The following is a 23,107-nucleotide window of genomic DNA, read 5'->3' on the forward strand; positions in this document are numbered from 1 at the left end:
TGGCAGCGCGTGCGGCGCCGCAGGCCCCGGACCAAGTCCGGGGTAACGGTAAACTCGGTGCCTATCCGAACACCCGCCCCACCAGGCTCCGATCGCGCAAGATCTCGTGCGCGGCATTGTGCCCGGGCGCGCCGGTGACGCCGCCGCCCGGGTGCGTGCCCGCGCCGCACATATAGAGCCCCTTGATCGGGCTGCGATAATCGCCGTGGCCGAGCATCGGGCGCGCCGCCCAGAGCTGGTCGAGCGACATATGGCCGTGCATGATATCGCCGCCGATCAGCCCGAACTTGCGTTCGAGATCGATCGGCGAGTGAATCTGCGTGGCGATGATCGAGGCGCGGAAATTGGGCGCGTGCTTGGTCACGGTCGCGATGATGGTCTCGGCCGCCGCGTCGCGTTCGTCGTCCCAGGAACGGCCATTCGGCAGCACCGGCGCGAATTGCTGACAGAACAGGCTGGCGACATGCTGCCCCGGCGGCGCGAGGCTGTGATCCACCGAACTCGGAATCTTGAGCTCGACGATCGGATCGTCGGACCAGCCTTTGGCGCGGGCATCGGTAAACGCCTTGTCCATATAATCGAGCGTGGGCGCGATGATGATGCCGGCGGTATGATGTTCGGCCGGCGCCTTGCCCGGGAGCACGGTGAAATCGGGCAGTTCGCTGAGCGCCACGTTCATTCGAAACGTGCCCGACCCGGCCTTGAAGCCATCGACGCGGCGCGCGAAATCGGGGGCGAGATCGCTGCGATCGACGAGCTGGCGAAACAGCAAAGCGGGGCCGACATTGGCGGCGACGATCTTCGCCGCAATCTCCTCGCCGGAGTCGAGGCGGACGCCAACCGCTTTGTTACCGTCCACCAGTACCTTGGCGACGGGCGCGTCGAGGCTGATTTCGACGCCGAGCTCCTCGCACGCCTCGGCCATGTACTGCGTAATGGACCCCATCCCACCAACGCTATGACCCCAGGTGCCGAGCTTGCCGTTCACTTCGCCGAACACGTGGTGGAGGAGCACATAGGCGCTGCCCGGCGTATCGGGGCTGGCATAATTGCCCACCACCGCATCGAAGCCGAACGCCGCTTTGACATACTCATTGTCGAACCAGTGATCGAGGAAATCGCGCGCCGATTTTACGAACAGGTCCATCGTGTCGCGCTGCGCCTCCAGCCCCATGCCGGCAAGGCGTTTGCCTTGCACGGCGGCGGCGATCAGCGCGCGCAAGCCCCCGCCGGCATTGGGCGGGGTCTTCAGCGCCATGTCGCGCAGCACGCCTGCGACGCGTTCGAGCGCGGCTTCGTATTGCGGGAAGATATCCGCGTCATGCTGGCTGAAGCGCGCGAACTCGGATTGCGTCTTGCCACCGCCGAGCTTCAGATAGCCGCCGTCATGCGGCAGAAAATTGCTGATCGTGCGCTCGATGATGCGCCAGCCGCGTTCGTGCAGCCGCATGTCGCGGATCACCTTGGGGCGCAGCAGGCTGACCGTGTAGCTGGCGGTGGAATTGCGGAAGCCGGGGGCGAATTCCTCCGTGACGGCAGCGCCGCCGACGATATGGCGTCGCTCGAGCACGCGCACCTTGAGCCCCGCGCGGGCGAGATAGAAGGCGCAGACCAAGCCGTTATGGCCACCGCCGATGATCAGTGCGTCGTATTGCTTGGTCATTCACGATCCCCCGTCGTCACCCCGGACTTGTTCCGGGGTCCACCGGGCGGCATTAACCGCGAGCGCTGCGTTTGCGGGACAGCAGACCCCGGAACAAGTCCGGGGTGGCGGACGGGTCAGGGTGGCGCAATGGGGCGAGGCTTCTTGCTCCACCCCGCCGGCGGCGCGCGGTGCAGCCTGGCCTCCGGGATCCGTTCGCGGATTTTGCGTGCGAAGCTGCGCAGGCACACTTCGCTACGCCCGATCGGCCCCGCTTGGTAACTCTGCGAGGCCATGCCCTGCTGTACGCGCTCGATCAGCCAGGTATCCTCGGCGTTGACGGTGCGATTGATGCGCCAATTGGCGTAGCGCACCACCTTCATCGCGCGGCGGGCATCGGGCATCGCAAAGGTCATTTCGCGCAGCAGCGAGGTGGTCGGGCTGAGCGGCAGCCACTGCATGAAATCGACCTGATCGGGATAGATGTCCAACGCCATGTTCGGCCACAGCTTGTAATAGAGCCACAATTTCTGATGGCTGTCGGGCAGGTGCGGCGCGGGGGGCAGATGCGTCTGGTACAGCCGCTCCCACGGATCGGCGGAGGGGCGATCGGCGAGATAACCCGACATCTTGTCGACATAAGGCTGCGCCTCGATCGCGTAGGATTTGCCGAACAGGCGGGTGAGCCCGGCATGCGCGACGGGGATGTGCAGATTGTCCGAATAATTGTCGCCGACATTCTTCCAGTTCACCGCGCGGGTGCGCGTGCGCAGGGGCGCGATCGCGCGCAGATCCTCGAAATGGTAGGGCGCGATCTCGGGCGTGTAAGGCGCCATCATCTCGGCCACCGAGGGGCCGCCATTATCTTCCAATCGCACGAAGACGAAGCCGTTCCAAATCTCCACCCCGACCGGCACCAGCCCCATCTGCTGCATGTCGAGCGCGGGATAATGGCCGCGCATCGGCACGCCGGTGAGCCGGCCGTCAAGCTCATAGGCCCAGGCGTGATAGGGGCAGACGAGCTTCTTCGCACAACCCGCCGGGCCTTCCACCAGCCGCATGGCGCGGTGGCGGCAGACATTGGCGAAGGCCCGCACCTGGCCATCGTCGCCGCGCACGGCGATGACGCTTTCGCCGAGATAATCCAGCGTGTGATAATCGCCCGGCGTGGGCATATCGCTGACATGGCAGACGATCTGCCATGAGGGCCGGAGCACGCGCGCCACCTCGACATCGTGATATTCGGCGTCGGTATAGAGCCAGCCGGGCAGGCTCCAATCCGCGTCCGGGTCGGCCTCGGGCTGCAGGTCGGCCCAAGGAGTTTCGGCGGGGCGATGCGCCATCATTTTGCCAGCGTGGTGAACAGCGACCGGTAATAGCTGAGCGCCGGGGCGATATTGGCGATCGGCGTGCGCTCGTTCAGCCCGTGGCTGAAATTGTCCGAGCCCTTGATGAACACCGGGCTCGCGCCATAGCTCGGCACGTGGTGATAGCGGAACCACATGCTGTCGCTGGCCCCCGCCGACATGCCGGGGAAGATCGGCACGCCTGGATAGATCGGCGCCATCGCCGTGCTGACCGCAGCGACGAAATCGGGGCGCAGCGGCGAGGCGTCGTTGGGCACCGCGCCTTCGCTGACATCCTTGAACTGGACGGCGGGTTCAGCGGCGACCTTTTGCAGCTCGGCCATGATCGCGGCGGGCTGGTGCCCGGGGAAGATGCGGCAATTGATGTTGGCGGTGGCGCGCTGCGGCAACGCGTTGAGCGCATGGCCGCCACTCACCATCGTCGCCACGCAGGTCGTGCCGATCTGCCCGACCATGCTGGGATTGGCGGTCAGCGTGGCGATCGCCGTCTTGTCGGCCGGATTGGCGGCGAAGGCGCGCATCGCCGCGCCAGTTTCGGCATCTTCATATTTCGCCGCGCTGGTGAAATAGCCGCGCGTCAGTTCGTTGAGCTCGGGGGTGAATTGATATGCCCCGATCCGCTCCAGTGCGCGCGACAGCTGGACGATGGCATTGTCCTTGCGCGGCGCCGAGCTGTGCCCGCCGGGATTGCTCACGCTTAGCTGGAAATCGGCATAGGTTTTCTCCGCACCCTGCCAGGTGAGATATAGCGGCTTGCCGGTTTTTTCGTCGAGCGCGCCGCCGCCGCCATCGATGTTGATGACCAGTTCGGCGTTCTTGAGCTTCTCAGCGATCAGCGCGCTGGTTTTCATCGCGGTTTCCTCGTCGCCGGAGAATTCGAGGATGATGTCGCGGGCGGGCACGTAGCCCTGGCGCTTGAGATCGATCAGCGTGGCGATGACGATGGCGGCGTCGAGTTTCATGTCGGTAGCGCCGCGACCATAGAGATAGCCGTTTTCGACCACCGGCGTGAACGGATCGCGCTGCCAATCGGCGGGCTTTGCCTCGACCACATCGATATGGCCGGAAATGACCAGGGGCTTGGCGGCGGCATTCCTGCCCGGATAGCGTGCGATAAGATAGGCGGTGTCGTCGACCGGGGTGACCTGTACATCGCTGTCCTTGAACCCGCCGGCGACGAGCTGGCTCTTGAGATAGGCGGCGAGCTCGGGCGTCTGGTTGCCGGGGCCGGCGACCGAGCGGAAGGCAATGGCGCGTTTGGCGATATCGAGCGCTTGCACCTCGGCGGCGCTGTCCGCTGCCTGTGCCGCGCCGGTGGTGAGCGCGATTGCCGTCGCCAAGGCCAATAGACGCATACTGCTTCCCCGCTTTGTTGATTTGGCGGGAGGCTAGGGGGCGGATGGCGCAAGCGCAATCCCGGCGCGGGGCGCAAATGTGGCAGCTGTCGGGGGAAGAGATGGTACGCCAAGCAGTCTGGGGCGACCGTCGCCGCGCAATGGATAGATATTGATACAAACATCGCAATATTCGGTTCAAATTATCTCGATCTACGTAGATATTAGCTAGTTATAGTATAATCTATATCTTGAAATATGGAGGGGCAGCTCGTGGGGACAGAAGCCGTTCTGCGCCAGCGTCAGGGTTACCTTGCGCAATGGTTTAGGGATCGCGTCATGGCGATGCTGCCATTGCTGTTTCGCTGGCTGCGTTGTGCGCGCCCGGTCTTCCGTCTGGGATCGACCTTCCTGATTACCCGGCATGCCGACGTACAGGCGGTGTTCGCAAACGATCAGGCGTTTGCGGCGCCTTACGCCGCAAAGCTTGAGATCATCATGGGCGGTACGCCGTTCATTCTCGGCATGGCGGACGGCGACGAGTATCGTGCCGGCCTCGTAGCACTGCGCCGGGTGGTGCGGTCAGACGATCTGCCGGTGCTGGCCTCGCGCGTCGCGGCCCAGGCTGAAGCGATCGTGGCCCAGGCGAATGGACAGCTCGATGTCGTCGATACGCTGGTGCGGCGGATCGCGTTTGATCAAATGGCGACCTATCTTGGCGTGCCGGAGCCAGCGAATGGCGACCTGCGCGTTTGGGGTACGCGCTTATTTGAATTCCAATTCGTGGCGAGCGATCCGGCATTACTCGTCGACGTCGCCCGGATTGCTCCGCTGTTGCGCGCGCACGTTCAACAGCAAATAGATGCGCGGCGGGGCGGCGATGGGGATGATGTGATTTCGCGTGCGCTCCGGTTGCAGACCGCCGGTGAGCCGGGCTTCAGCGATGCGCAGATCCGCAGCAATATTGTTGGTCTCCTGGTCGGCGGGCCGCCACAGCCCCCCATGGTCTTGCCCCAAGCCCTGGAGCAATTGTTGCGGCGTCCGGATGCGCTCGCGGCGGCGCAGGCGGCGGCGCGCGCCGGCGACGATCGGCTGCTGGCCGCGCATATCACCGAAGCCATGCGCTTCGATCCGCTGGCGCCGTGGATGCCGCGCGTTGCGCGTGCCGCGCGCTCGGTTGGTCAGGGCAAGTCCGCGCGGATAATTCCGGCCGGGGCCACCGTGCTCGCCAGCATAGCCTCGGCGATGCGTGATGCGCGGCGCGTGCCCGAGCCCAATCGCTTCGATGCGACGCGGACGGCCGAGCAATATCTCCATTTCGGCTACGGCGTTCACCAGTGTTTCGGGCTCGAGATCAACCGCGCGACGCTGCACCTGATGCTCAAGCCATTGCTCAGGCGCGGTTCGTTGCGGCGCGCGCCCGGCCGCGCGGGACGGCTCCAGAAGAATGGCGTGTTCGCAAGTTCGCTCGTCGTGGAATTTGATTGAGAAGCGGGAGCAACGGGGGGAAGAAGTGAACCAGGCAATGCTGACGATCGCCGCACGCATCGACGTGAGCGACCTCGATACGGTGCGGGCGCTGATCGCCGCGCTCGGCAATCCGGCAGGGCCGATCGCCGTGGCACTCGCCGGCCCGGGCAACGCTGCATTCCTGCATTTTGCCAGCCTTCACGCGATCCGCTCGCACCGCGCGGGACGCGCCTATATCGTGCTCGAATTGTCCGCAGATGGTGCACCAGACGCCGTTTTCGGCGAGCTGGCCAGGCGTGCCGGCGCTTATTTGACGCCGATCTTCCGGTTCGCCGAGCAAGGCCTTGCGCCCTCGCGGCTCGCTGATTTCCTGATGCGCCACCGGATCGATGCCGGCTATCGGCTGTTCCAGCCTGCCGGGCTCGCTTTTTCGGGGGTACCCGGGCTGTCGGTTCAGCAGATTAAACTGGAGTGCGCGCTCGCTGAGCGGGTCGCCGTTTTACTGTCGCAGCAGGGAGAGTCCGCGTCGTCGCTGGCGCGGCTGGAGGCGGTGAAGCGGGCGCTCGCGGCGGATGCGGCCTTTGCCTGGGCAAGTGAGCCAGCGCCAAATCCGCCACCTGGCCCGACCGCGGACCCTAGCCTCGGCGCGAAAATCGCAGCCTTGCTGCCGGTGCTGATAACCGCCTTCCTGTGGCCGATCCTGATCGTGGCGATCACGCTGGCCTGCTCGATCGCCTGGCCCGCAGCGTGGCTGCCCGCCGCGACGATCCGCTTTCTGCTGCTTGCCGCGGGTCTCACCCTGCTGTTCGCGCTGACGGCGCTGATCTTGCTTTATCTCGTCTTCCGCGGCGGTGAAGATACCGACTGGACGTCGGACGCGGCGCCGACGCTCGATCAGGCAGCGGCGATGTTCGCGCACGAAAATGCACCGGGCTTCGCGCACAATCACATGATGTCGCACACCGTCCGTAAGCCCGGGATTCTACGCTTCTTCACCATCCGCATCGCTTTCTGCGCGATCGGCACGCTGAGCAGCCTCAATCCCAGGCAAGGCTTTCTTGGCGATATCGGGACCATTCATTTTGCCCGTTGGGTATCGTTGCCCGGCACACGCGACGTACTGTTCTTCTCCAATTACGGCGGCAGCTGGGAAAGCTATCTCGAGGATTTCATCACGCGCGCGCATGAAGGGTTGACTGCGGTTTGGTCGAACACGGTAGGCTTCCCGCGTGCGCGCAATCTCTTCTTCGGTGGCGCGACCGATGGCGAACGTTTCAAGCGCTTCGCGCGGCAGAGCATGCGCTATACGCCGTTCTGGTACAGCGCCTATCCGACGTTGACGACCGCGAACATCCGCACCAACGCGCGGATCCGACGCGGCCTGCATGCGCGCACGGAGATCGAGGCGGGACGTTGGCTCACGCTCTTTGGCTCGGCGCCGCGCCCGGCGAGCAAACTCGATACCACCCAGATTCAGAGCATCATATTCGGCGGGCTCGGTTTCAAGCCGGCCGGGCGGCTGGTGACGGTGCGGCTTGGCACGGACGTGGCGCGCAACCGCACATGGGTGCGGGGGGTGATGGCGTTGCTGAGTTTCAATGATGGGCGCTACATTAAGGAACAGGTGGTGGTCACGTTGGCGTTGACGGCGACGGGGCTGGCCAAGCTCGGTTTGCCCGACGCGGCGCTGGAGACGTTTCCGGCGGCGTTTCTGCTCGGCATGCGGGGGGAGGGGCGCGCGCGCATTCTGGGCGACGATCCGGGATGCGCGGATTGGTGGTGGGACCAGGGCGAGATCGAGGCGGCGCTGCTCGTGTATGGCGATGACGACGCCGCGGTGGCGGCGCAGGTCGGCACGCTGGAGGCGATGCTGGCGGGCGCCGGCACGATCGTCGACCAGATCGATCTGACGCCGGTGGGCAAGGAGCTTACCGATCGCAAGGAACCGTTCGGCTTTGTCGATGGTGTATCCCAGCCGGCAATCCGCGGCACCTATCGCGGCCTGCGCAACGCCGATCCGATCCATGTGATCGAACCCGGCGAGATCATCCTGGGCTATCCCGACAATCGCGGATCGGTCCCGCCCGGCCCGTTGCTCGAGGCGCGTGACGATCCGGCGATGATGCTGCCGATCGCCGGCGAGGATCACGGCTTTACCGAATCGATCAAGGCCAATCCGCGGCTGATCGGCTTCAACGGCAGTTATCTCGTGATCCGCCAGCTCGAGCAGGACCATGACGCCTTTTGGGCCTATTGCGCGACGCAGGCGCAAAAGTTCGCCGGCCGCTTCCCCCCGCCGGCAATCTGCGACGCCGAGTTCATTGCCGCCAAAATCATCGGTCGCTGGCCCGACGGCTCATCGCTCGCCCGCAATCCCTACATGTCGGCGACCAAGCTCAACGCGCTCTACGGCGGCCACGCGGCGGCGACGACGATGCGCGAGCAGGCCGCACCAGCCGATCCGGCCGCCACCCCGATCGCGAGCGGTGATCGCACGCCCGGCGTTGCCCAGGCGGGCGGGGGGACCAGGCCGCCGGTCATGCCGGACAATGACTTCCTGTTCGGAACGGAAGACCCGCAGGGGCTGCGCTGCCCCTTTGGCGCGCATGTTCGCCGGGCCAATCCGCGCGACAGTCTCAGCCCCGGGTCGATGGAGCAGGTCGAGATCACCAATCGTCACCGCACGATCCGCATCGGCCGTGGCTTCCCCGCACAAGCGGGGCGTAACGCCGGGCTGATGTTCATGTGCCTGAACGGCGATATCGAACGGCAGTTCGAATTCATCCAGCAGACCTGGATGGGCAGCACGAAATTCCACGGTCTCGATCGCGAGAGCGACGTGATTGCGGGCAATGGCAAACCGGACTGCAACGCCTTCACGATCCCGGTGCGCACGGGCCCCGTGGCGCTTGATCCGTTGCCGCGTTTCGTGACGCTGCGGGGGGGCGGATATTTCTTTCTGCCAGGGCGGCAGCTGCTCAATTATCTTGCTGTGCCGGCAGACGTCGCACCGTGACGATACGCAAGGACGAACGATGCGGAGGACGAACGACGCGCAGGACGAATGTTGATCGAATGGCCCGGAATCCCCCGGTCGTCGCAGGCCGGATGCGACGGCACCGGGCAATCGTGGCCTGATGATAGTCAGGGTCGATTGGCCGGTGCCCATCGCGAACGCCATTTCGGCACAGCCGTTCAGGTGTAGACGGTATATAAGCTGACCATCACGAACAGCGGCAAGCATGCCATTACGAGTGCTACAAAATTCCTCATTGTACGGTTCCTTTCGCAAAGTGTTGTTGGTTATTGGAGTGAAGTGCCGGGCGGGCAGCCGCGCTGCCCATGGGGGGCGACCAGTTGGCCGGATCAAACGGCAACCAATGTTGCGGCTACCGATACTAAAGCCCGGCGCCCCGCGCCCACCGACATCATAAATCCGACGTGGTTGCCGATCGGCTTGACGGGAGCGGCTTGCAGGGGCGCGCGCATGTCGATCGGGGGGCGATCACGGTGCAGCCCGGGGCGCGTTTGAAACCGACATTGGCGGGCAGTTCCGCGGCGCGGATCTGCGGCGCGAAGATGCACGCCCCGGCTAAGAAACCAACCAGCATCAGCTCATAAAAGCGATCTTTTCGTGTCATGATACTCTCTCTCACACAATGACGGGAGCGGTCGGCTCCCGGTGCCTGTCTCCTTGCACCGCCCGGCAGGCGGGTCATCTCGCGTGCGACCGCAGCGCCGGGATTGCGACCAGACGGCATCGTTTCCGCAGGGCGCGCCGTTAAGGCGGCCGCAGCACCGACGCCAAGACGGGGGCAGATCAGCAGGCACTGCCTGGTCAATCCGCGCGGGGCTGCGCGCCGCGTATGCCGCAGCCGAGGCGTTACGATGCTTGCGGCGCTTGCGACGGGTGCGACCAAGCTGCGACGAAAGTAACATGCTGATCGACCGAGAGCATCGCATCCCTCTCGCAAAGAAGATCGATTCGCTGCACACTAAAGCAGCGTGCAGGAGGGGCGATATGGCGCGGCTCGAAAGTATCGACGATGTTATCTTCCCTGATTTCGTCTCCGCCGATGCAGCCAAGCTATGGTTGTCGAAGCATTTTGGCCATGAAACCGAACCGGCGCGCATTCTGGCCATCTCGGCCGAAGCGGTGGGACGCTTTTTGGGCGCGGCACGGGTCGGCTATGGCGAGGTCGAGCCCGGGGCAGGCTCGATCTCGATCCGGCTGGACTGGACGCGGCGCCACGGGGTGACACTTGGCGGGCACCTCCCGCTTGATAGCGATGCTGAGATTGTGCGGGAATATCGGCGCGGGCGTACCGTGGTGGTGCCCGACGTGGGCGATGCGGCCCCCGCGCGACAAGCCGCGCTCTCGGCGGGGGCGCAAATCCGCTCGTTCGTCGACGTGCCGCTGATCGACGACGGCGAACTCGTCGCGCTATTGATGATCAGCGACGACAAGCCGCGGCGTTGGTCGCCCGAAAACGTCACCTTTATCGCGCAGACCGCAGCTCGGATCTGGAGCGCGCTGCGTCATCTGCGTCTGACGGCACGATTGCGCGAAAGCGAGGAGCAGTTCCGAACGCTCGCCGAAAACATGCCGGGCTTGTGTTGGGTCGGCAATCATGACGGCACGGCCCATTGGGCCAATCTGCGCTGGCATGCGATGTTCGACGGCACGGGGGCGGAGCGTGGCGATCTCTCCGGCGTTTGCCATCCCGCCGACCTATCCCTGGTACGCGAAACGTGGGCGGCGATGCGTGAGCGGGGAGAGATGGCGGAACTGCGGCTGCGCATGCGCGGCATGGACGGCGCCTATCGCCCGTTTCTCGGCAAGGTCTCACCCGTTCGCGACAGCGCCGGCGCGGTAGTGCGCTGGTGCGGCACGCTGCTTGATCTCAGCGAGGCGGAATCGCACGACCGGCGCAGCAGCGTGTTGCGCACGTTTCACGATCGTACGCGCGACTTGACCGATCCACATCAGATCCTGACCGCGCTCGCACAAATCCTGAAAGATCAGCTCGACATCTCGCATATCCTTTATGGCGAAGCCGATGATGGAGAGAGTGATCGACCCACGTTGTTTCACGCGGCGGGCGGGCGGGCATCCGAGCTTGTCCGCAACCCACTGCTCGATCGGGCATTCGCGCAGATGGCGACGGCCAAGCGACAACGCACGGTGGTGATCGACGACAACGCCAGGCTCAATCGCGCGCTGGACGATCCCGTGCGGCTCTCGGCTGAACAGCTCGGCGTGCGAGCCGCGATCAGCGTACCCATCGTCAAGAACGCGAAGCTGGCCGGCGGATTGTCGGCGCTAAACGCCACACCGCGCCGCTGGCTGCGCCATGAGATCGAGTTATGCGAGGATCTGGCCGAGCGCACCTGGGCGACGCTCGCCCGTGCCCGGACCGAAAGGGCATTGCAGGAACGCGAACGCAACCAGGCCTTTCTGATCGACTGGAGCGATGCGGTGCGCAGCGAAGCTTCGCCCGACGCGATCATGAACGTAACGCTTGAACGGCTTGGTCGTCATCTTGGGGTGACGCGGGCGACCTATTCGGAAAGCGACGATTCAGGACGGCTTTTTTCGATCCTTGGGGAATGGCGCGATGGCGTGAGGAGCATCGCCGGCACCAATTTCGCGCTGGATGACATCGGGGCGACGGTCGAGCGGGAATGGGTCGCGGGGGAAATCGTGCGCTACGACGACATAACGACTGACCCGCGGATCGAACCATCGGCGCGGCCCGCATATTGCGCCGCGGAAATCCTCGCCTTCGTCAGCGTTCCCTTGAGCGATGACGGCATGGTGCGCTCTGCCATGTCGGTGCAGCTTGATCGCCCGCGTCGCTGGCGGGACAGCGAAATACAAGTGATCCGCGACGTTGCGGAACGGACCTGGGTAGCACTGGCGCGAGCGCGCGCGCAGGCAGCGTTACAAGTGCGCGAACGCGACCAGGCCTTCCTGATCGCGTGGACGGATAGCATTCGCAGCGAAACCGATGCGCGCACCATCCTGTCCGAAACGCTCGCCCAGCTCGGCTCGCATCTCGGCGTATCCCGCGCCAACTATGCCGAATTGACACCAGACGGCACCGCGCTGTGCGTTCTTCAGGAATGGACGCAAGGGGTGGTGCGCGTGATCGGTCGAGCGTTTCCGCTGACCGCACTTGGCGCGCGCGTGATCGCCGATCACCTGACTGGCCAGCCCTTCAAAGTGAATGACGTGTTCGCCGACGATCGCTTCGACGAGAGCAATCGCCCCCTGTACGAATCGGTCGGCGTGACGGCCGCGCTGACCGTACCGATGTTGCGGGGCGGGGCGCTGGTCGCCGTGCTGTCGCTGCAACAAGCGCAGCCGCGCAGCTGGACCGATGCCGAGACGGAGTTGGTGCGCGACGTCGCCGATCGCACGCTCGCCGTGCTCGAGCGGGCCCTCTCCGAGGAACGGCTGGCCGAAAACGAGGCGCAGCTTGCTGCGTTCATGATCAACGCGCCCTTGGCGATGCATCTGAAGGATGCCGAGGGGCGGTATATCCGGGTCAATCCAGAGGTCGCCCGCGCCATTGGGCGGCCGCTCGACGAACTTCTGGGCAAGCACCCCGATGAACTGTTCCCGCCCGATATCGCCCAGATCGTCAACGAGCTGGAGCGTCGCGCGCTGGCCGGGCAGGTGGCGAGCGTGGAGGCGGATCTCGATCCGTCGTTCGAACGGCGCTACGGCTCGATCCTGTCGATCGTGTTCCCGATTCCGGGTAATGGTGGCATTACCCGGACGGCAGGGTTCACCATCGACCAGACCGAACGCAAGCGCGCCGAAGCGCAACTCGCGCAGTCGCGCGATGCGCTGTATCAGGCGGAGAAGCTGTCGGCACTGGGCTCGCTGCTGGCCGGTGTCAGCCATGAGCTGAACAATCCGCTGTCGATCGTCGTGGCGCAGGCGGTGATGATGGAGCGCCAGGCGGCCGGCAGCGAGCTGGCCGAGCGCGCGCAAAAGATCCGCCGGGCGGCGGATCGCTGCGCGCGGATCGTCCAGACATTCCTCGGCATGGCCCGTCAGAAGCGGCCCGAACATGCGCCGATCGATCTCAATGCCGTGACCAGCGCAGCGCATGAACTGGCGGATTATGGGTTGCGCACCGATGGCATTGTCACCGTGCGTGATCTGGCCGCGTCGTTACCCCCCATCCTGGCGGATTCGGATCAGCTGCACCAGATCATCATCAATCTGATCGTCAACGCGCAACAGGCGATGGTTCATGCCAACGCTGCGGATCGCACGCTGACCTTGACCACCGCGCGCGGACCCGAGCCCGGCACCGTCATCCTCGATGTGCGCGATACCGGGCCGGGCATTCCGGCGCACGTTCGGCGGCGCATCTTCGAACCCTTTTTTACCACCAAGGCGCATGGCCATGGCACCGGGGTCGGCCTGTCCTTTTCGCAAGGTCTGGCGGAGGCGCATGGCGGGCGGCTCGAGGTGCGGCACGCCGAGCGTGGCGCATGGTTTCGATTGACGTTGCCGATCAACGCGCACGCCGCATTGCAGGTGGCGCCTGAACAGCAGCAGACCATCGCAGCGCGCAAGCGCCATGCGCTGGTCATCGACGATGAGGCGGAGATCGCCGAATCGCTGGCGGATTTCCTGTCGATCGAGGGGTTCGAGTGCGTGGTCGCGGTGGGGGGGGCCGCCGCAAGATCGTTACTGGAACGGGAGGTTTATGATCTGGTCATCAGCGATCTGCGCATGCCCGGGCTGGACGGGCCGGCGCTGTTTGCGTGGATTGCGGAGACGCGACCGGACCTGGTCGATACCGTCGCCTTTGCCACCGGCGATACGCTGGGCGTATCGGCGGGGCGCTTCTTCAGCGAGGCGCAACGCCCGGTGCTCGAAAAGCCCTTCACGCCCGAAGCGGTGCGCCGCCTGCTCGAACGAATGGATTTGGCATGAATGGTCCGTACATCATCGTTGTCGACGACGAGGAGGATCTGCGCGAGCCGGTCGCTGCGTATCTGAGCGAACAGGGGCTGGTGGTCGACGAGGCGGGCAGTGGTGCGGCGCTCGACGCGCTGCTCGCGCGGCGGACGCCCGAACTGGTCGTGCTCGACGTGACCATGCCGGTGGAGGACGGGTTCAGCATCGCGCGGCGCCTGCGCGGCAGCTACGGCGCGCTCGGGATCATCATGCTGACCGCACGCCGCGATGTGATCGACCGTGTCGTCGGGCTGGAACTGGGTGCGGACGATTATGTCATGAAGCCGTTCGAGCCGCGTGAATTGCTCGCCCGGATCCGCTCGGTGCTGCGCCGGTTGAGCGCCGACGTGCCCGCGCCAGTCAGCGCCCCGGCCGCGGATCCGGCCCCCCAGCCTGAACCCGAGCCTGAACCCGAGGCCGATGAGGACGGTGTCGACCAGTGTGCGCCGCCGCCGCCGGGCAGTGGTTACCAGACCGAATTCTGGATCCCGACGGCGCGCGGCGAGATTCGCATCCCGGTGGAGACGATCGAGTGGATCGAGGCGGCCAAGGATTATGCGCTGCTCCACACGGCCGATCGCAGTCACATGATCCGGGTGACGATGCAGGCGCTGGAGGAGGGGCTCGATCCGGCGCAGATGATGCGGGTGCACCGTTCGGCATTCGTACGGCCAAGCGCCGTGCTGCAGATCAACGCGGTGGGCCGGCATATGGTGCTCGTGACGCGCTCGGGCGCCAGCATCCGCGTCGGCCCGCGGCATTGGGACGAGGTCAGCTACCGATTGAGAAACTGATGGTTGCCGGCGTCCGGACGGGCCAGGCAAAGGGGCCACTCGCGCTATCTGCGGACCTCCGCAGATAATAGGAGTGGTGCCCGAGGGCGGGTCGGCACACCCAGCCCTAAAACCGCAGAAAACCGTGCTTTTAATGCGTCCCGAACGGCGGTGATGTACCGTGTCCATGTACCGTTACCGATGGCGGCTGGCAGACGCAAGCCGAGCCCCGGATCATTAGTCTGGAGGAGCTACTAATCTCTCCTGTTTCCCTGGCAACAATAGATGTTGGGATCGTGGATATTCTACAGATGTGTAATAATACTCTCTGGTGGAACTGCAATTATTGAGAGAGCGTGAGAATTACGATTCACATGGCGGCTAAATAGATTCATAGACGATGGCGGCCCGTGGTCGGGCGAGGGGACATTCCATGGCTAATAACAACACCGATATCATTGCTCCTGAGCTGCCAACTGCGTGCGACGTCATGCAGCTATCGGATGGCATCATCGTGCATCGCATGGGGGGCGGCATCCTGGCCGTAGATCAGCCCGACGACGTGGGGAGGCTGCAGCGCGTCATCCTGACCGAGGAGGACCTGCGGGACATGCTGGCCTGGCTGGGCTGAGGGCAGACCGTGAGGAAGCCGACGAAATAAAGTGGGCGCGGATTGACGTGGACGCGCCCTACCTTATGCCTCCGGGCATCACCAGATGCGGGGCGGGAATGGGCATAGTTCAATGGGTTTTTGCCGATAGGGGCGACATCATAATCCTTGCTGGCCTATGTGCCGTGGCCGCTATTAGCTCGGCAGTATTTGCGACGCGCCGACGCTACGGTATCTGGAGGCGTTCACGAATTCGGCCTGACGCTAACGAACTATGACTTCGTTAAACTGGTAGGGCGGCGGCGGGCCTAGAAGGTTACGAAGCACCATGCCGTCTCGGTCAGCTCATCCGGCAGCTTTCGGAGCCCGAGGGCTTTCTGCAGCACAGCCATCGCTTGGATCATCGCGGCGCACTCGGGGCCGCCAAGCATGTCGTTTTTCCGATAGGCCTCGATCCGCTCCAGCAGGACCTTGGCGGGACCTGGGGCATCCGCCTCGTTCAGCAGGGTGAACTCGCGCAAGGCGACGATGAAGGAGGGCTTTCCGCGCATGCGCATAATGTGAACGGGGGCGGCCTCAGGGTCCAGTAGGGAGAGGCGGCGGGGCGGGGCGCTGTAGTCTCTAGATCGAAAAAGAACCCCTGCGGCTCCCTAAGTGACCTTGCGGTGACATGGGGAGGCGAGGGGTTGTTTAGGCGGCCTGAGAGGGCCGTAGAGTCGCCTACCGGGCGCGGCGGTACATGGGGGCCCGCAGCTCCTCTTCGAAGCTGTATGGGGCCTCCAGGGAGTCTGTGTCAGGCTCCTCCCAAGCGACGGGGTCGGTGCTCTGGCCTGCCGCCTGGATCGTGCCGATAGCGGCGAGCTTTCCGGCCCGCTGGTAGAGGGCTCCGCTCTTTGCTTGGTCGGTGACTGGGCGGCTCGACAGTGCCCCCATCGCCCTTTGGACTTCGCGGGGCGAGCTGGCTGTCAGGATGGCGGCGGTGTGGTCCTGGACGTCCCGCCTGAACCGGAGCGTCCCCTTAGGGTTCCCACGAAGCGCTGCGGTGGCGAGAGCCGAGAACGGGCGGCCCGTGGCCACTTTGCGAGCGACGTCCACCATCGTGCCGAGATGGCCCGCTGTTTCCTCCAGGCCGCCGCCAGACCGGCCCGCTCGGTCGACGGCGGCGAAGGTGCGGAAGGCGTCGTCCTCGGCTCCAAGGCGGTCGTCTAGGCTGCGGAGGACCCCAGGGCGGCCTGACATGGTTTCAATCGCAGTCTGCTTGGCAGCATCTCCAGGGGAGGAGAGGACTCCAGCGCCTGATAGGCCCAGGGGGGACCTGACAGCCTGTGCGACGTTGGCCGTAGGGCGGAGGCTAGCCTTTGTGGCCATGTCGGCCAAGGCTGTGCGAGCCCCTACCATCCAGCTTTCTTGAGCGGGCTGGGGCATGGCGCGGCGCTGCGCTTCGATCTCCGGTCCCGAGAGCTTGCCGACATCCGCGCCGCGCTCCAGGCCCTCCCTCAATGCCATCTCATCGGCGTAGTTTGCGGTAACGTCGGCATAAGCCTGGTTCTGCGATGACAGGGCCCCGCGAAGGTCCCGCGCCCGGCTATTAATGTGAACCGAGTTGGTCGTGTCGACGGGGCGGAAGCCGGAGGTGTTCATGGCCGCCTGCCCGTTGTCCCGCATGGCGCGAATGACTTGGTCAAAGCCCTCGGTTGAGAGCGTCTCCACTCCGCCAATGTTCCCGTCCGGGTCTAGGGCGAACCCCAGGGCCCGTGGGTCCCGCTGGGCATTGCGGATGTTGCGGACGGCCTGGGGGACGGCATCGCGGAACGCTGGGGTCTGCATGATCCGGGCCATCTCAGGGGTGACCACCACCGGCTGGGCATAGGCGGCACGGTAACCAGGTTCGGAAGCTGCCGAGGCACGGGCGCGGATTGCCTCCACCTCTGCGATGGGGTCGATCGTGGGCCCCAGTTCGTCGGTGATGTGTCGTCGGATACGGGGCCCCGTCTGGGCCTGGCGGTCTGCAAGCACGCCACGGGAGCGGGCGGCCATCGTACCTTTGCCCTGCAGTGCCCAGGCGGCGGTGTCCCGGAGGGGCTCGCTGACATCGGCTGGCATCGACGGCACGTAGAGCGCCCCACGCCGGTTGACCTCCGTAGCGACGCTGGCAGGGGTGGCGGGGATGGTCCGGGTCCCGCCGCCTGTCGCGATCGTGGCGTCCCGCATCTCGCGATTGATGATGCGTTCGGCCTGGGCCTGGGCGGCGGCGGTGGCGGGAATGAGCGGCTGGCCTAGAGCCCGACGCGGCAGGTTCGCTGCGGCGGTCAGGACCCCATTCAGGCCTGGGATGTTACGCCGGGCCGTCGAGATTGTGTCCCCCAGCTTGCGGGCCGCAACGGGCGCTACTCCACCAAGGACTCCTCCGAGGGCCCCGCCGTTTACCGCATTGGCTAAGCGGCCCTCGCCGGTATCGTTGAGGGCTCCCGTGCCTACGCCGTACAGAACCCCGTTGAGAGCCCCATTTCCGACACCGGCTAGGAGCTTGCCGCCCTGGAAGACCTTGGCGGCTGGTAGGAGGAAGCTGGAACCGAACCCCGCCCAACCTGCCGCGCTGGCGATGTTGGGATGGTCAGCCTCCAGCCGGGATTGGTCGCGTTCGCTGTCGGCTGCTCCCTCATCATAGGCTTGGCCGGGATGCCAATCGGTCATGCCAAGACCGGCCCCGATCGTGTTCCCAAGGGCCCCGCCAGAGCCTGCTAGGAACTTGCTGGACCCTGGAATGAGGCCGTCCATGAACTCGCCAGCGGTGGCTGAGACGGTCTGGAAGGCGGTGTTTGGTTGGGCTTTGAGTTCCTCGCTGGGGCCTTCGGGGACGGCGGGGGCCTCTGCGGGCTCGTACAGGACAGACCCGCCCACGTCGGGGTTGCGGTCGCGGGCGGCGATGAAGGCCTGGGCGTCGGCGTCGGTCACGTCAAAGCCACGCGAGCGGGCGAAGCCTTGCAAGGAGTCGGCGGTGGACCGAGGGTCCTGCGCCAGGGCCGTGTAGAGCGCCTCATCATCTGCGGACATCCTGCCGCCTCGGAGGTCCTTGGCGGTGGTATTCTCCGAGGCGATGTAGGTTTCTATTTCGGCCTCGGTCGCTCCCTGGTCGATCATGGAGGCGATATTGGATTTGATCCTTGTGGGATCGGACATTGATTATTCTCTTGGGTGGAGCGCCGCTAGACGCCGTGGGGACAGCCCGTGTGCACGGGGCCGCCACCGGAGCCTCCCAGCCCATCGTTACGCAGCGTTCCTGCAGACTAGCGGGCACTGTAGGAGCGAGGCGGATAGGCGGGGAGGGCGAATGCAAACGGGGGGCTGGCCTGGGGTCTTCCCAAGCATCTGACCGCGCCCGTCTACATTAGGGGGGACTAAAGCCTGCCGGGCCGGGGCCGGACGGGTGATGTACATAAGGGGGCACTAAGGAGTGGCTGTACCGACCCATCACGATCTTGACTATCGGTCAGGGAGCGTCATGCCCAGCCGATGGCCCATCGTACCCCCCTGGAAAGCTACCACGTCGTGATGATGTCGATTGAAGAGCTGGTCGTTAAATGCGGCGGTGTCTTAGACATGGACGCCTGCGTGGACCTTGCCGACATAGGCACTGTTCTGGTCGAGGCTTTGGGGCTTCCTGAAGGAGTTACCCCTCCACATTGGTCGATGTAGCGCTGCCTACTGTGGCGGGCTCATGCGGAGATGCCCATTAGGTAGCACTAAGTCAGCGGCGGGAGCCCGCTAAGACCGGATGGGACCCTGCGGGGGCAGATGGGACCCAAGTTGCCCGGATGGAACCCTGGAGCCGTATGGTGCCCAAGGTGAAATAATCGGGCAGCTCTGCAGCGTTTCTGGGGACCCGTTGCGTGCATCAGGGTCCGAGTTGTGGCGTTGGCGGTCGAGCGAAGCCGCCTGTTTCGAACCGGATTGCAGCGAGGCCAGCGGGTCCCCAGGCGGTGGGGCGGGAGGGACCCAAAACACAAAGGGCCATTGCGGAGCGCGGAAGTCCTGGGGTTCGGCAGACGGTCCAGTCGGGGCGGCCTGTCACCGGGGCGGGGGCGGTAGGGACTGGTAGGGCCTGGGGCGGATTGATGGCATTGGCTTCGGTTCAGACGCTGCCGATCGTGTCGGAGACATTCCGGTGACATTTGGAAAGCGTTTTAGTGTGTTATTCGTGTACTACAGCGGCGGCGTCGCGGTGCGATCGTGGGACCTGCCGTGCCACCGGCCCAGGCCGTGCCACCGGCCCAGGCCGTGCCTCGCCGTCCCGTTGAGGTATACCTGAGCGGGACATGGAGGCGAGACACATTCTCCGTCTTAATAGGGTTGACTTAGGGCAGCGAGACGCTCACTTAGGTGTCATCTAGACCCTAACGAGACGGGACACCTACACTGTGGCAAGCATCATCGGTTACGCCAGGGCCTCAACGGACGATCAGGACTGCACGATTCAGGAAGCGGCCCTGTGGGCGTCGGGGTGCACCATCGTCCGATCGGAGAAGAAGAGCGGCACGACGATGGCGGGGCGGGCGGAGCTGGATACGATCCTGGGGTTCCTGCAGGCAGGTGACACCTTGATGGTCACGCGGATTGATCGCCTCTCTCGCTCCGTCGCGGACCTGGAGGCCCTTGTGGCCACCGTGAAGGATCGGGGGGCGTTCCTGCGAGCCACAGAGCAACCGATTGATACGTCTAGCCCGGCAGGCACGGCGTTCCTGCAAATGCTGGGGGTGTTTGCCCAGTTCGAAACGGCCCTGCGGCGCGAGCGGCAGATGGAGGGCATTGCCAAAGCTAAGGCGGCAGGGGTCTACAAAGGGCGGAAGCCGACCGTGGACGCCGCCCAAGTCCAGGCATTGCGGGCGGAGGGCGTTGGCGCTGCGGCGATAGCGAAGCGCCTGGGGATCGGCAGGGCATCGGTCTACAGGGTCCTAGGGACTGCCGAGCCCGATGGTGCCTGATCTCTTTCCTCTACCATTCCCTTTCCTGCCTGATGCCGAACCGAGAGAGACCTAACGTGGCGAGAGAACTTAAATGGACTGCGGAAGAGCTGGCGATAGCTGAGTTGACCGACGTCCCCGAACTGACCGTGCGGGAGCATAAGCATTCGGCAGTGCTGGACGCGGCCCAGGCGCTGCGGGCAGGCGCTGAGTTCCCGCCTGTACGCGTCGCCCGGATAGGGCCCGCGCTGTACGTCCTTGACGGCAGGCTGCGTATGGCGGCGGCGGAGCGGAACGGCAGGACGACGATTGCGGCCTTCGTGGCGCGGATGACCTGGGCCCAGGCGAGCGCTTATGCCGCGACGGCCAATGTGGGACACGGACGACCCTTAGGGGACCGAAAGTCGAAGGGGCGGGCACTGGAGATGTTCCTAAAAGACCCCGCCAGCGCCAAGCTGTCACACCGGGAAGTGTCGAGGGCCTTGGGTGGGATCGTCTCACACGTCACCGTCATGACCTATCGGGACCGGATGGGCCTGGCGGGCTTGAAGGGCGCAAAGAAACTAGAGCCCGGAGAAGCCGAGCGACGGGCACGGGAGGCCGCGCAGGACCGAGTGGGCGAGACGGCTCGGAAGAACTTGAAGGGCCTGGAGGGACTTTACGGGCGAATGTCCGACCCGGTCAGCCGGGCGTTCTTCCTCGACAGCATGCGGGCCGCATTAGGGGACATGGAGACTGCCGGGAACGTCGAGGCCGTCGAGGGGTTGGACATCTAGAAACTGGCGGAACTGCGAGCTTTTCGAACGGTGACTGTTAAGTTTGGGCGTCATGGGTAACAGCGGCGGGCGTGAATGCGCGGAAGTCCTGAGGTTTTGTTAATCCCAACTCCCTGTTTTTGATACCTCTGTTTTACAATCCAGGCCGCCACCGAGGAAAGTCCGGTATTGCGCGGACCCTTTTTGACGATCGTCCGTCCGCTATTCGCTTGTTAGAAGCGGGTGTCCTACAAGGGTAACTGGGGGACAAGCTATGCTAAATACAATGATGGCCGTAGGACTCGCTGCGATGATAGGTTCGCCTCAGTCGGCACCTTTGTACCTAAAATGTGAGACAATATCTGGGCCGCAACATTCTCTTTATGAGATGTACACGAAGCCTCCTGCCAGTCGAGACGCATACCTTGCGGACATTTGGAAAGGCGGCATGGTATTTGCGATTGTCTCTGTGCCGCAGAGCTGGATCGTTGACTTTGCTGGCGGGGGCATCCGTCCTGCGGTTGGGAGCGGCAATACCTTCGATCACCTGAAGGTGACTGAGGGGTCTGTGGAGGCGTCATCCTACAGCGAGAACGGCACCATGCGGTTTTTCAGTCTGGATCGGCTGAGCGGAGCTGTTGAGGTTACGCTTCACGTAACATCGGAAGACGCGGCTCAGTGGAAGGCTGCGCATGGGAAAGCGTTCCCCCTTATCTGGACGTGGGAGCAGTCATGCACGACTGTCGCGCGGATCGGGTAGGGGCGCAGCATTAGACGCCCGGTATGACGTCGCGCGGGAGCCTACCTATCGCCTCAGCCATCGTAGAGATTGGCGTGCTGCCATACTCCTCTCCCTCGGTGCGGGGCGCATGGCCCTCGGGCTTCCGGGTTCATCCCGATCCGGCGTTAGAGGGCGCTAGTAGCGCGCTAAAAGTGGCCTTCCGAGCCCATGTCGAAGCGTCGACGGGGAAGCCGTCCCCAGTAAGGCTCGCAGTCCAGATCAAGAGGCGTGCCGCCTAGCCGGATGCTAGATAGACGGGAATATTCATTTACTCTTCCCTTCGGGCCCATTCCACTGGTTTGCGAAGTGATGGCCGGGAGGGACACACAGCATACGAGTACCATAACTCGGCTGCAGCTTTGGGCTGAATCCACCGGGCTTTAAGCGGGGAATCGCTACACGCAACACGGCGCTATCCCAGTCTCCGCTTTTCTATCACCAAGTTCGCGGGCATGTTTACGCAAAGTAAGGAGAGTGGCGTGAAGATCGAGGCCGACCTACCCGAGAACGTTGCCGAATTTGTCTTTGATACTCGGGATGCCATTCCACTCGCTGAGCTTGCCGACAGCTTCAAGGCTTTAGATAGGCTGTTTGTAAGAGAGTCAAAGTCGGGTGCACACCTTGCAATAGCTGAAATACGTAAGGGCAGTATCGTCGCTCTGCTGGCACCATTTGTGCCGTTCATGGGACAGGCGGTCGAATTTGCAACACGATCCACTGAGGTCGCTGAGTTCGTGAAGAGGCTTCGTGACGGATTAAATGCTTTTGCCGGGATCGGTGACGGAGCCGTCACGGTGCCACTTCAGTCCGATGACCGCGACGTTGCAGCGGATATAGCAGCTCTCGTAAAGCCCCTAGCGGGCCGCCAAGGGAGTCGATTGGACGTCGCGCACATCAAGTACCGGAGTCGATCAAAGGAGCGCACGGTAGAGCTTGAGGTTTCGTACGGGTCGACCGAGATCGACCGAATAGCCGTGAATGCAGGTCGCGCTACCGAGCAACTTGTGGCTATTCCTGAGACATCGCTGGATGAGACGCAGCCACGACTGCTCAGAAAAGTTGTGCTAAGTCTACAACAGACCAATACTGGACCAGCTAAGGCAAGTGGGAAGACGGCTGATCGCGGAATAATTCGATCTGTAACGGAAAAGCCCTTGGCTGTCTATTTTGCTAAAACTATTGAAGATCTAAAGAAAAAGATGGTCGGTCGATCATCTAATCCATTTCGGCAACCGTTTAAGGTTGATGTATTGGTAGAGTATGAAGCCGGCGAGCCAAAATCTTACACCGTGATCGACGTCCATGGCGCTTACCGTCAGCGTAAAAAGAAGGATGCGACGGACCTGCTGGCCTCCGTTGGCTCGGGACCGGCATCTTAGAGGTATGAGAGATTTCCTCTTTTCACACCTGCACTGCTACCAAGTTTGATA

At 64.0% G+C, this 23,107-nt stretch carries 13 protein-coding genes; 8 read left to right on the forward strand and 5 right to left on the reverse strand.

Features of this window, described 5'->3' with window-relative positions; genetic code table 11:
• Positions 1-61: 61 nt before the first annotated feature.
• The 3 genes from ABC969_RS07205 to ABC969_RS07215 all read right to left on the reverse strand — a co-directional run bounded on the left by ABC969_RS07205 (position 62) and on the right by ABC969_RS07215 (position 4,364).
• Positions 62-1,663, reverse strand: a complete 1,602-nt coding sequence (locus tag ABC969_RS07205) for a phytoene desaturase family protein (protein WP_345864007.1) — start codon at positions 1,661-1,663, stop codon at positions 62-64.
• 116 nt (positions 1,664-1,779) lie between these two features.
• The gene (locus ABC969_RS07210; protein ID WP_345864008.1) at positions 1,780-2,985 is read right to left on the reverse strand and encodes an aromatic ring-hydroxylating oxygenase subunit alpha; all 1,206 of its coding nucleotides are present in this window, start codon (positions 2,983-2,985) and stop codon (positions 1,780-1,782) included.
• Positions 2,985-4,364 (reverse strand): M20/M25/M40 family metallo-hydrolase, encoded by a 1,380-nt coding sequence (locus tag ABC969_RS07215; protein WP_345864009.1) that lies wholly within the window; start codon positions 4,362-4,364, stop codon positions 2,985-2,987. Before ABC969_RS07215 ends, ABC969_RS07210 begins: the two co-directional genes overlap by 1 nt.
• 318 nt (positions 4,365-4,682) lie before the next feature.
• Between ABC969_RS07215 and ABC969_RS07220 the strand changes: the two genes are divergently transcribed.
• From ABC969_RS07220 to ABC969_RS07240, 5 genes are all read left to right on the forward strand, one after another.
• Positions 4,683-5,831 carry a cytochrome P450 gene (locus ABC969_RS07220; protein ID WP_345864010.1) on the forward strand — a complete coding sequence of 383 codons (1,149 nt, stop codon included), beginning with the start codon at positions 4,683-4,685 and terminating at the stop codon, positions 5,829-5,831.
• A 25-nt stretch (positions 5,832-5,856) separates the two neighbouring features.
• Positions 5,857-8,829: a Dyp-type peroxidase gene (locus ABC969_RS07225; protein ID WP_345864011.1), complete on the forward strand. Its 2,973-nt coding sequence runs from the start codon at positions 5,857-5,859 to the stop codon at positions 8,827-8,829.
• Between the two features lie 1,005 nt (positions 8,830-9,834).
• Entirely contained in the window at positions 9,835-13,773 is a 3,939-nt protein-coding gene (locus ABC969_RS07230) for a GAF domain-containing protein (protein ID WP_345864012.1), read from the forward strand.
• Positions 13,770-14,591 (forward strand): response regulator, encoded by an 822-nt coding sequence (locus tag ABC969_RS07235; protein ID WP_345864013.1) that lies wholly within the window; start codon positions 13,770-13,772, stop codon positions 14,589-14,591. The genes ABC969_RS07230 and ABC969_RS07235 overlap by 4 nt, the downstream gene beginning before the upstream one ends.
• A gap of 412 nt (positions 14,592-15,003) precedes the next feature.
• Complete coding sequence (locus ABC969_RS07240) at positions 15,004-15,201, forward strand: hypothetical protein (protein ID WP_345864014.1); 198 nt, start codon at positions 15,004-15,006, stop codon at positions 15,199-15,201.
• Between the two features lie 287 nt (positions 15,202-15,488).
• Here the strand turns inward: ABC969_RS07240 and ABC969_RS07245 are convergent, their stop codons facing one another.
• Both ABC969_RS07245 and ABC969_RS07250 read right to left on the reverse strand, forming a co-directional pair.
• Positions 15,489-15,731 (reverse strand): hypothetical protein, encoded by a 243-nt coding sequence (locus ABC969_RS07245; protein ID WP_345864015.1) that lies wholly within the window; start codon positions 15,729-15,731, stop codon positions 15,489-15,491.
• Positions 15,732-15,900: 169 nt separating this feature from the next.
• Positions 15,901-18,360 (reverse strand): hypothetical protein, encoded by a 2,460-nt coding sequence (locus tag ABC969_RS07250; RefSeq protein WP_345864016.1) that lies wholly within the window; start codon positions 18,358-18,360, stop codon positions 15,901-15,903.
• A 1,238-nt stretch (positions 18,361-19,598) separates the two neighbouring features.
• Between ABC969_RS07250 and ABC969_RS07255 the strand changes: the two genes are divergently transcribed.
• The 3 genes from ABC969_RS07255 to ABC969_RS07265 all read left to right on the forward strand — a co-directional run bounded on the left by ABC969_RS07255 (position 19,599) and on the right by ABC969_RS07265 (position 23,056).
• Positions 19,599-20,162, forward strand: a complete 564-nt coding sequence (locus ABC969_RS07255) for a recombinase family protein (protein WP_345864017.1) — start codon at positions 19,599-19,601, stop codon at positions 20,160-20,162.
• Between the two features lie 104 nt (positions 20,163-20,266).
• The gene (locus tag ABC969_RS07260) at positions 20,267-20,917 is read left to right on the forward strand and encodes a hypothetical protein (protein WP_345864018.1); all 651 of its coding nucleotides are present in this window, start codon (positions 20,267-20,269) and stop codon (positions 20,915-20,917) included.
• Between the two features lie 1,239 nt (positions 20,918-22,156).
• Positions 22,157-23,056 carry a hypothetical protein gene (locus ABC969_RS07265; protein ID WP_345864019.1) on the forward strand — a complete coding sequence of 300 codons (900 nt, stop codon included), beginning with the start codon at positions 22,157-22,159 and terminating at the stop codon, positions 23,054-23,056.
• Positions 23,057-23,107: the final 51 nt, after the last annotated feature.

The sequence above is a fragment of the Sphingomonas qilianensis genome (assembly GCF_039614825.1).
GTDB lineage: Bacteria > Pseudomonadota > Alphaproteobacteria > Sphingomonadales > Sphingomonadaceae > Sphingomonas > Sphingomonas qilianensis.

Coding starts and splice junctions, on each gene's coding strand:
- ABC969_RS07220 (WP_345864010.1), top strand. CDS start 4,683: ATGGCGATGCTGCCATTGCTGTTTCGCTGGCTGCGTTGTGCGCGCCCG.
- ABC969_RS07250 (WP_345864016.1), bottom strand. CDS start 18,360: ATGTCCGATCCCACAAGGATCAAATCCAATATCGCCTCCATGATCGAC.
- ABC969_RS07240 (WP_345864014.1), top strand. CDS start 15,004: ATGGCTAATAACAACACCGATATCATTGCTCCTGAGCTGCCAACTGCG.
- ABC969_RS07210 (WP_345864008.1), bottom strand. CDS start 2,985: ATGGCGCATCGCCCCGCCGAAACTCCTTGGGCCGACCTGCAGCCCGAG.
- ABC969_RS07205 (WP_345864007.1), bottom strand. CDS start 1,663: ATGACCAAGCAATACGACGCACTGATCATCGGCGGTGGCCATAACGGC.
- ABC969_RS07230 (WP_345864012.1), top strand. CDS start 9,835: ATGGCGCGGCTCGAAAGTATCGACGATGTTATCTTCCCTGATTTCGTC.
- ABC969_RS07215 (WP_345864009.1), bottom strand. CDS start 4,364: ATGCGTCTATTGGCCTTGGCGACGGCAATCGCGCTCACCACCGGCGCG.
- ABC969_RS07245 (WP_345864015.1), bottom strand. CDS start 15,731: ATGCGCGGAAAGCCCTCCTTCATCGTCGCCTTGCGCGAGTTCACCCTG.
- ABC969_RS07235 (WP_345864013.1), top strand. CDS start 13,770: ATGAATGGTCCGTACATCATCGTTGTCGACGACGAGGAGGATCTGCGC.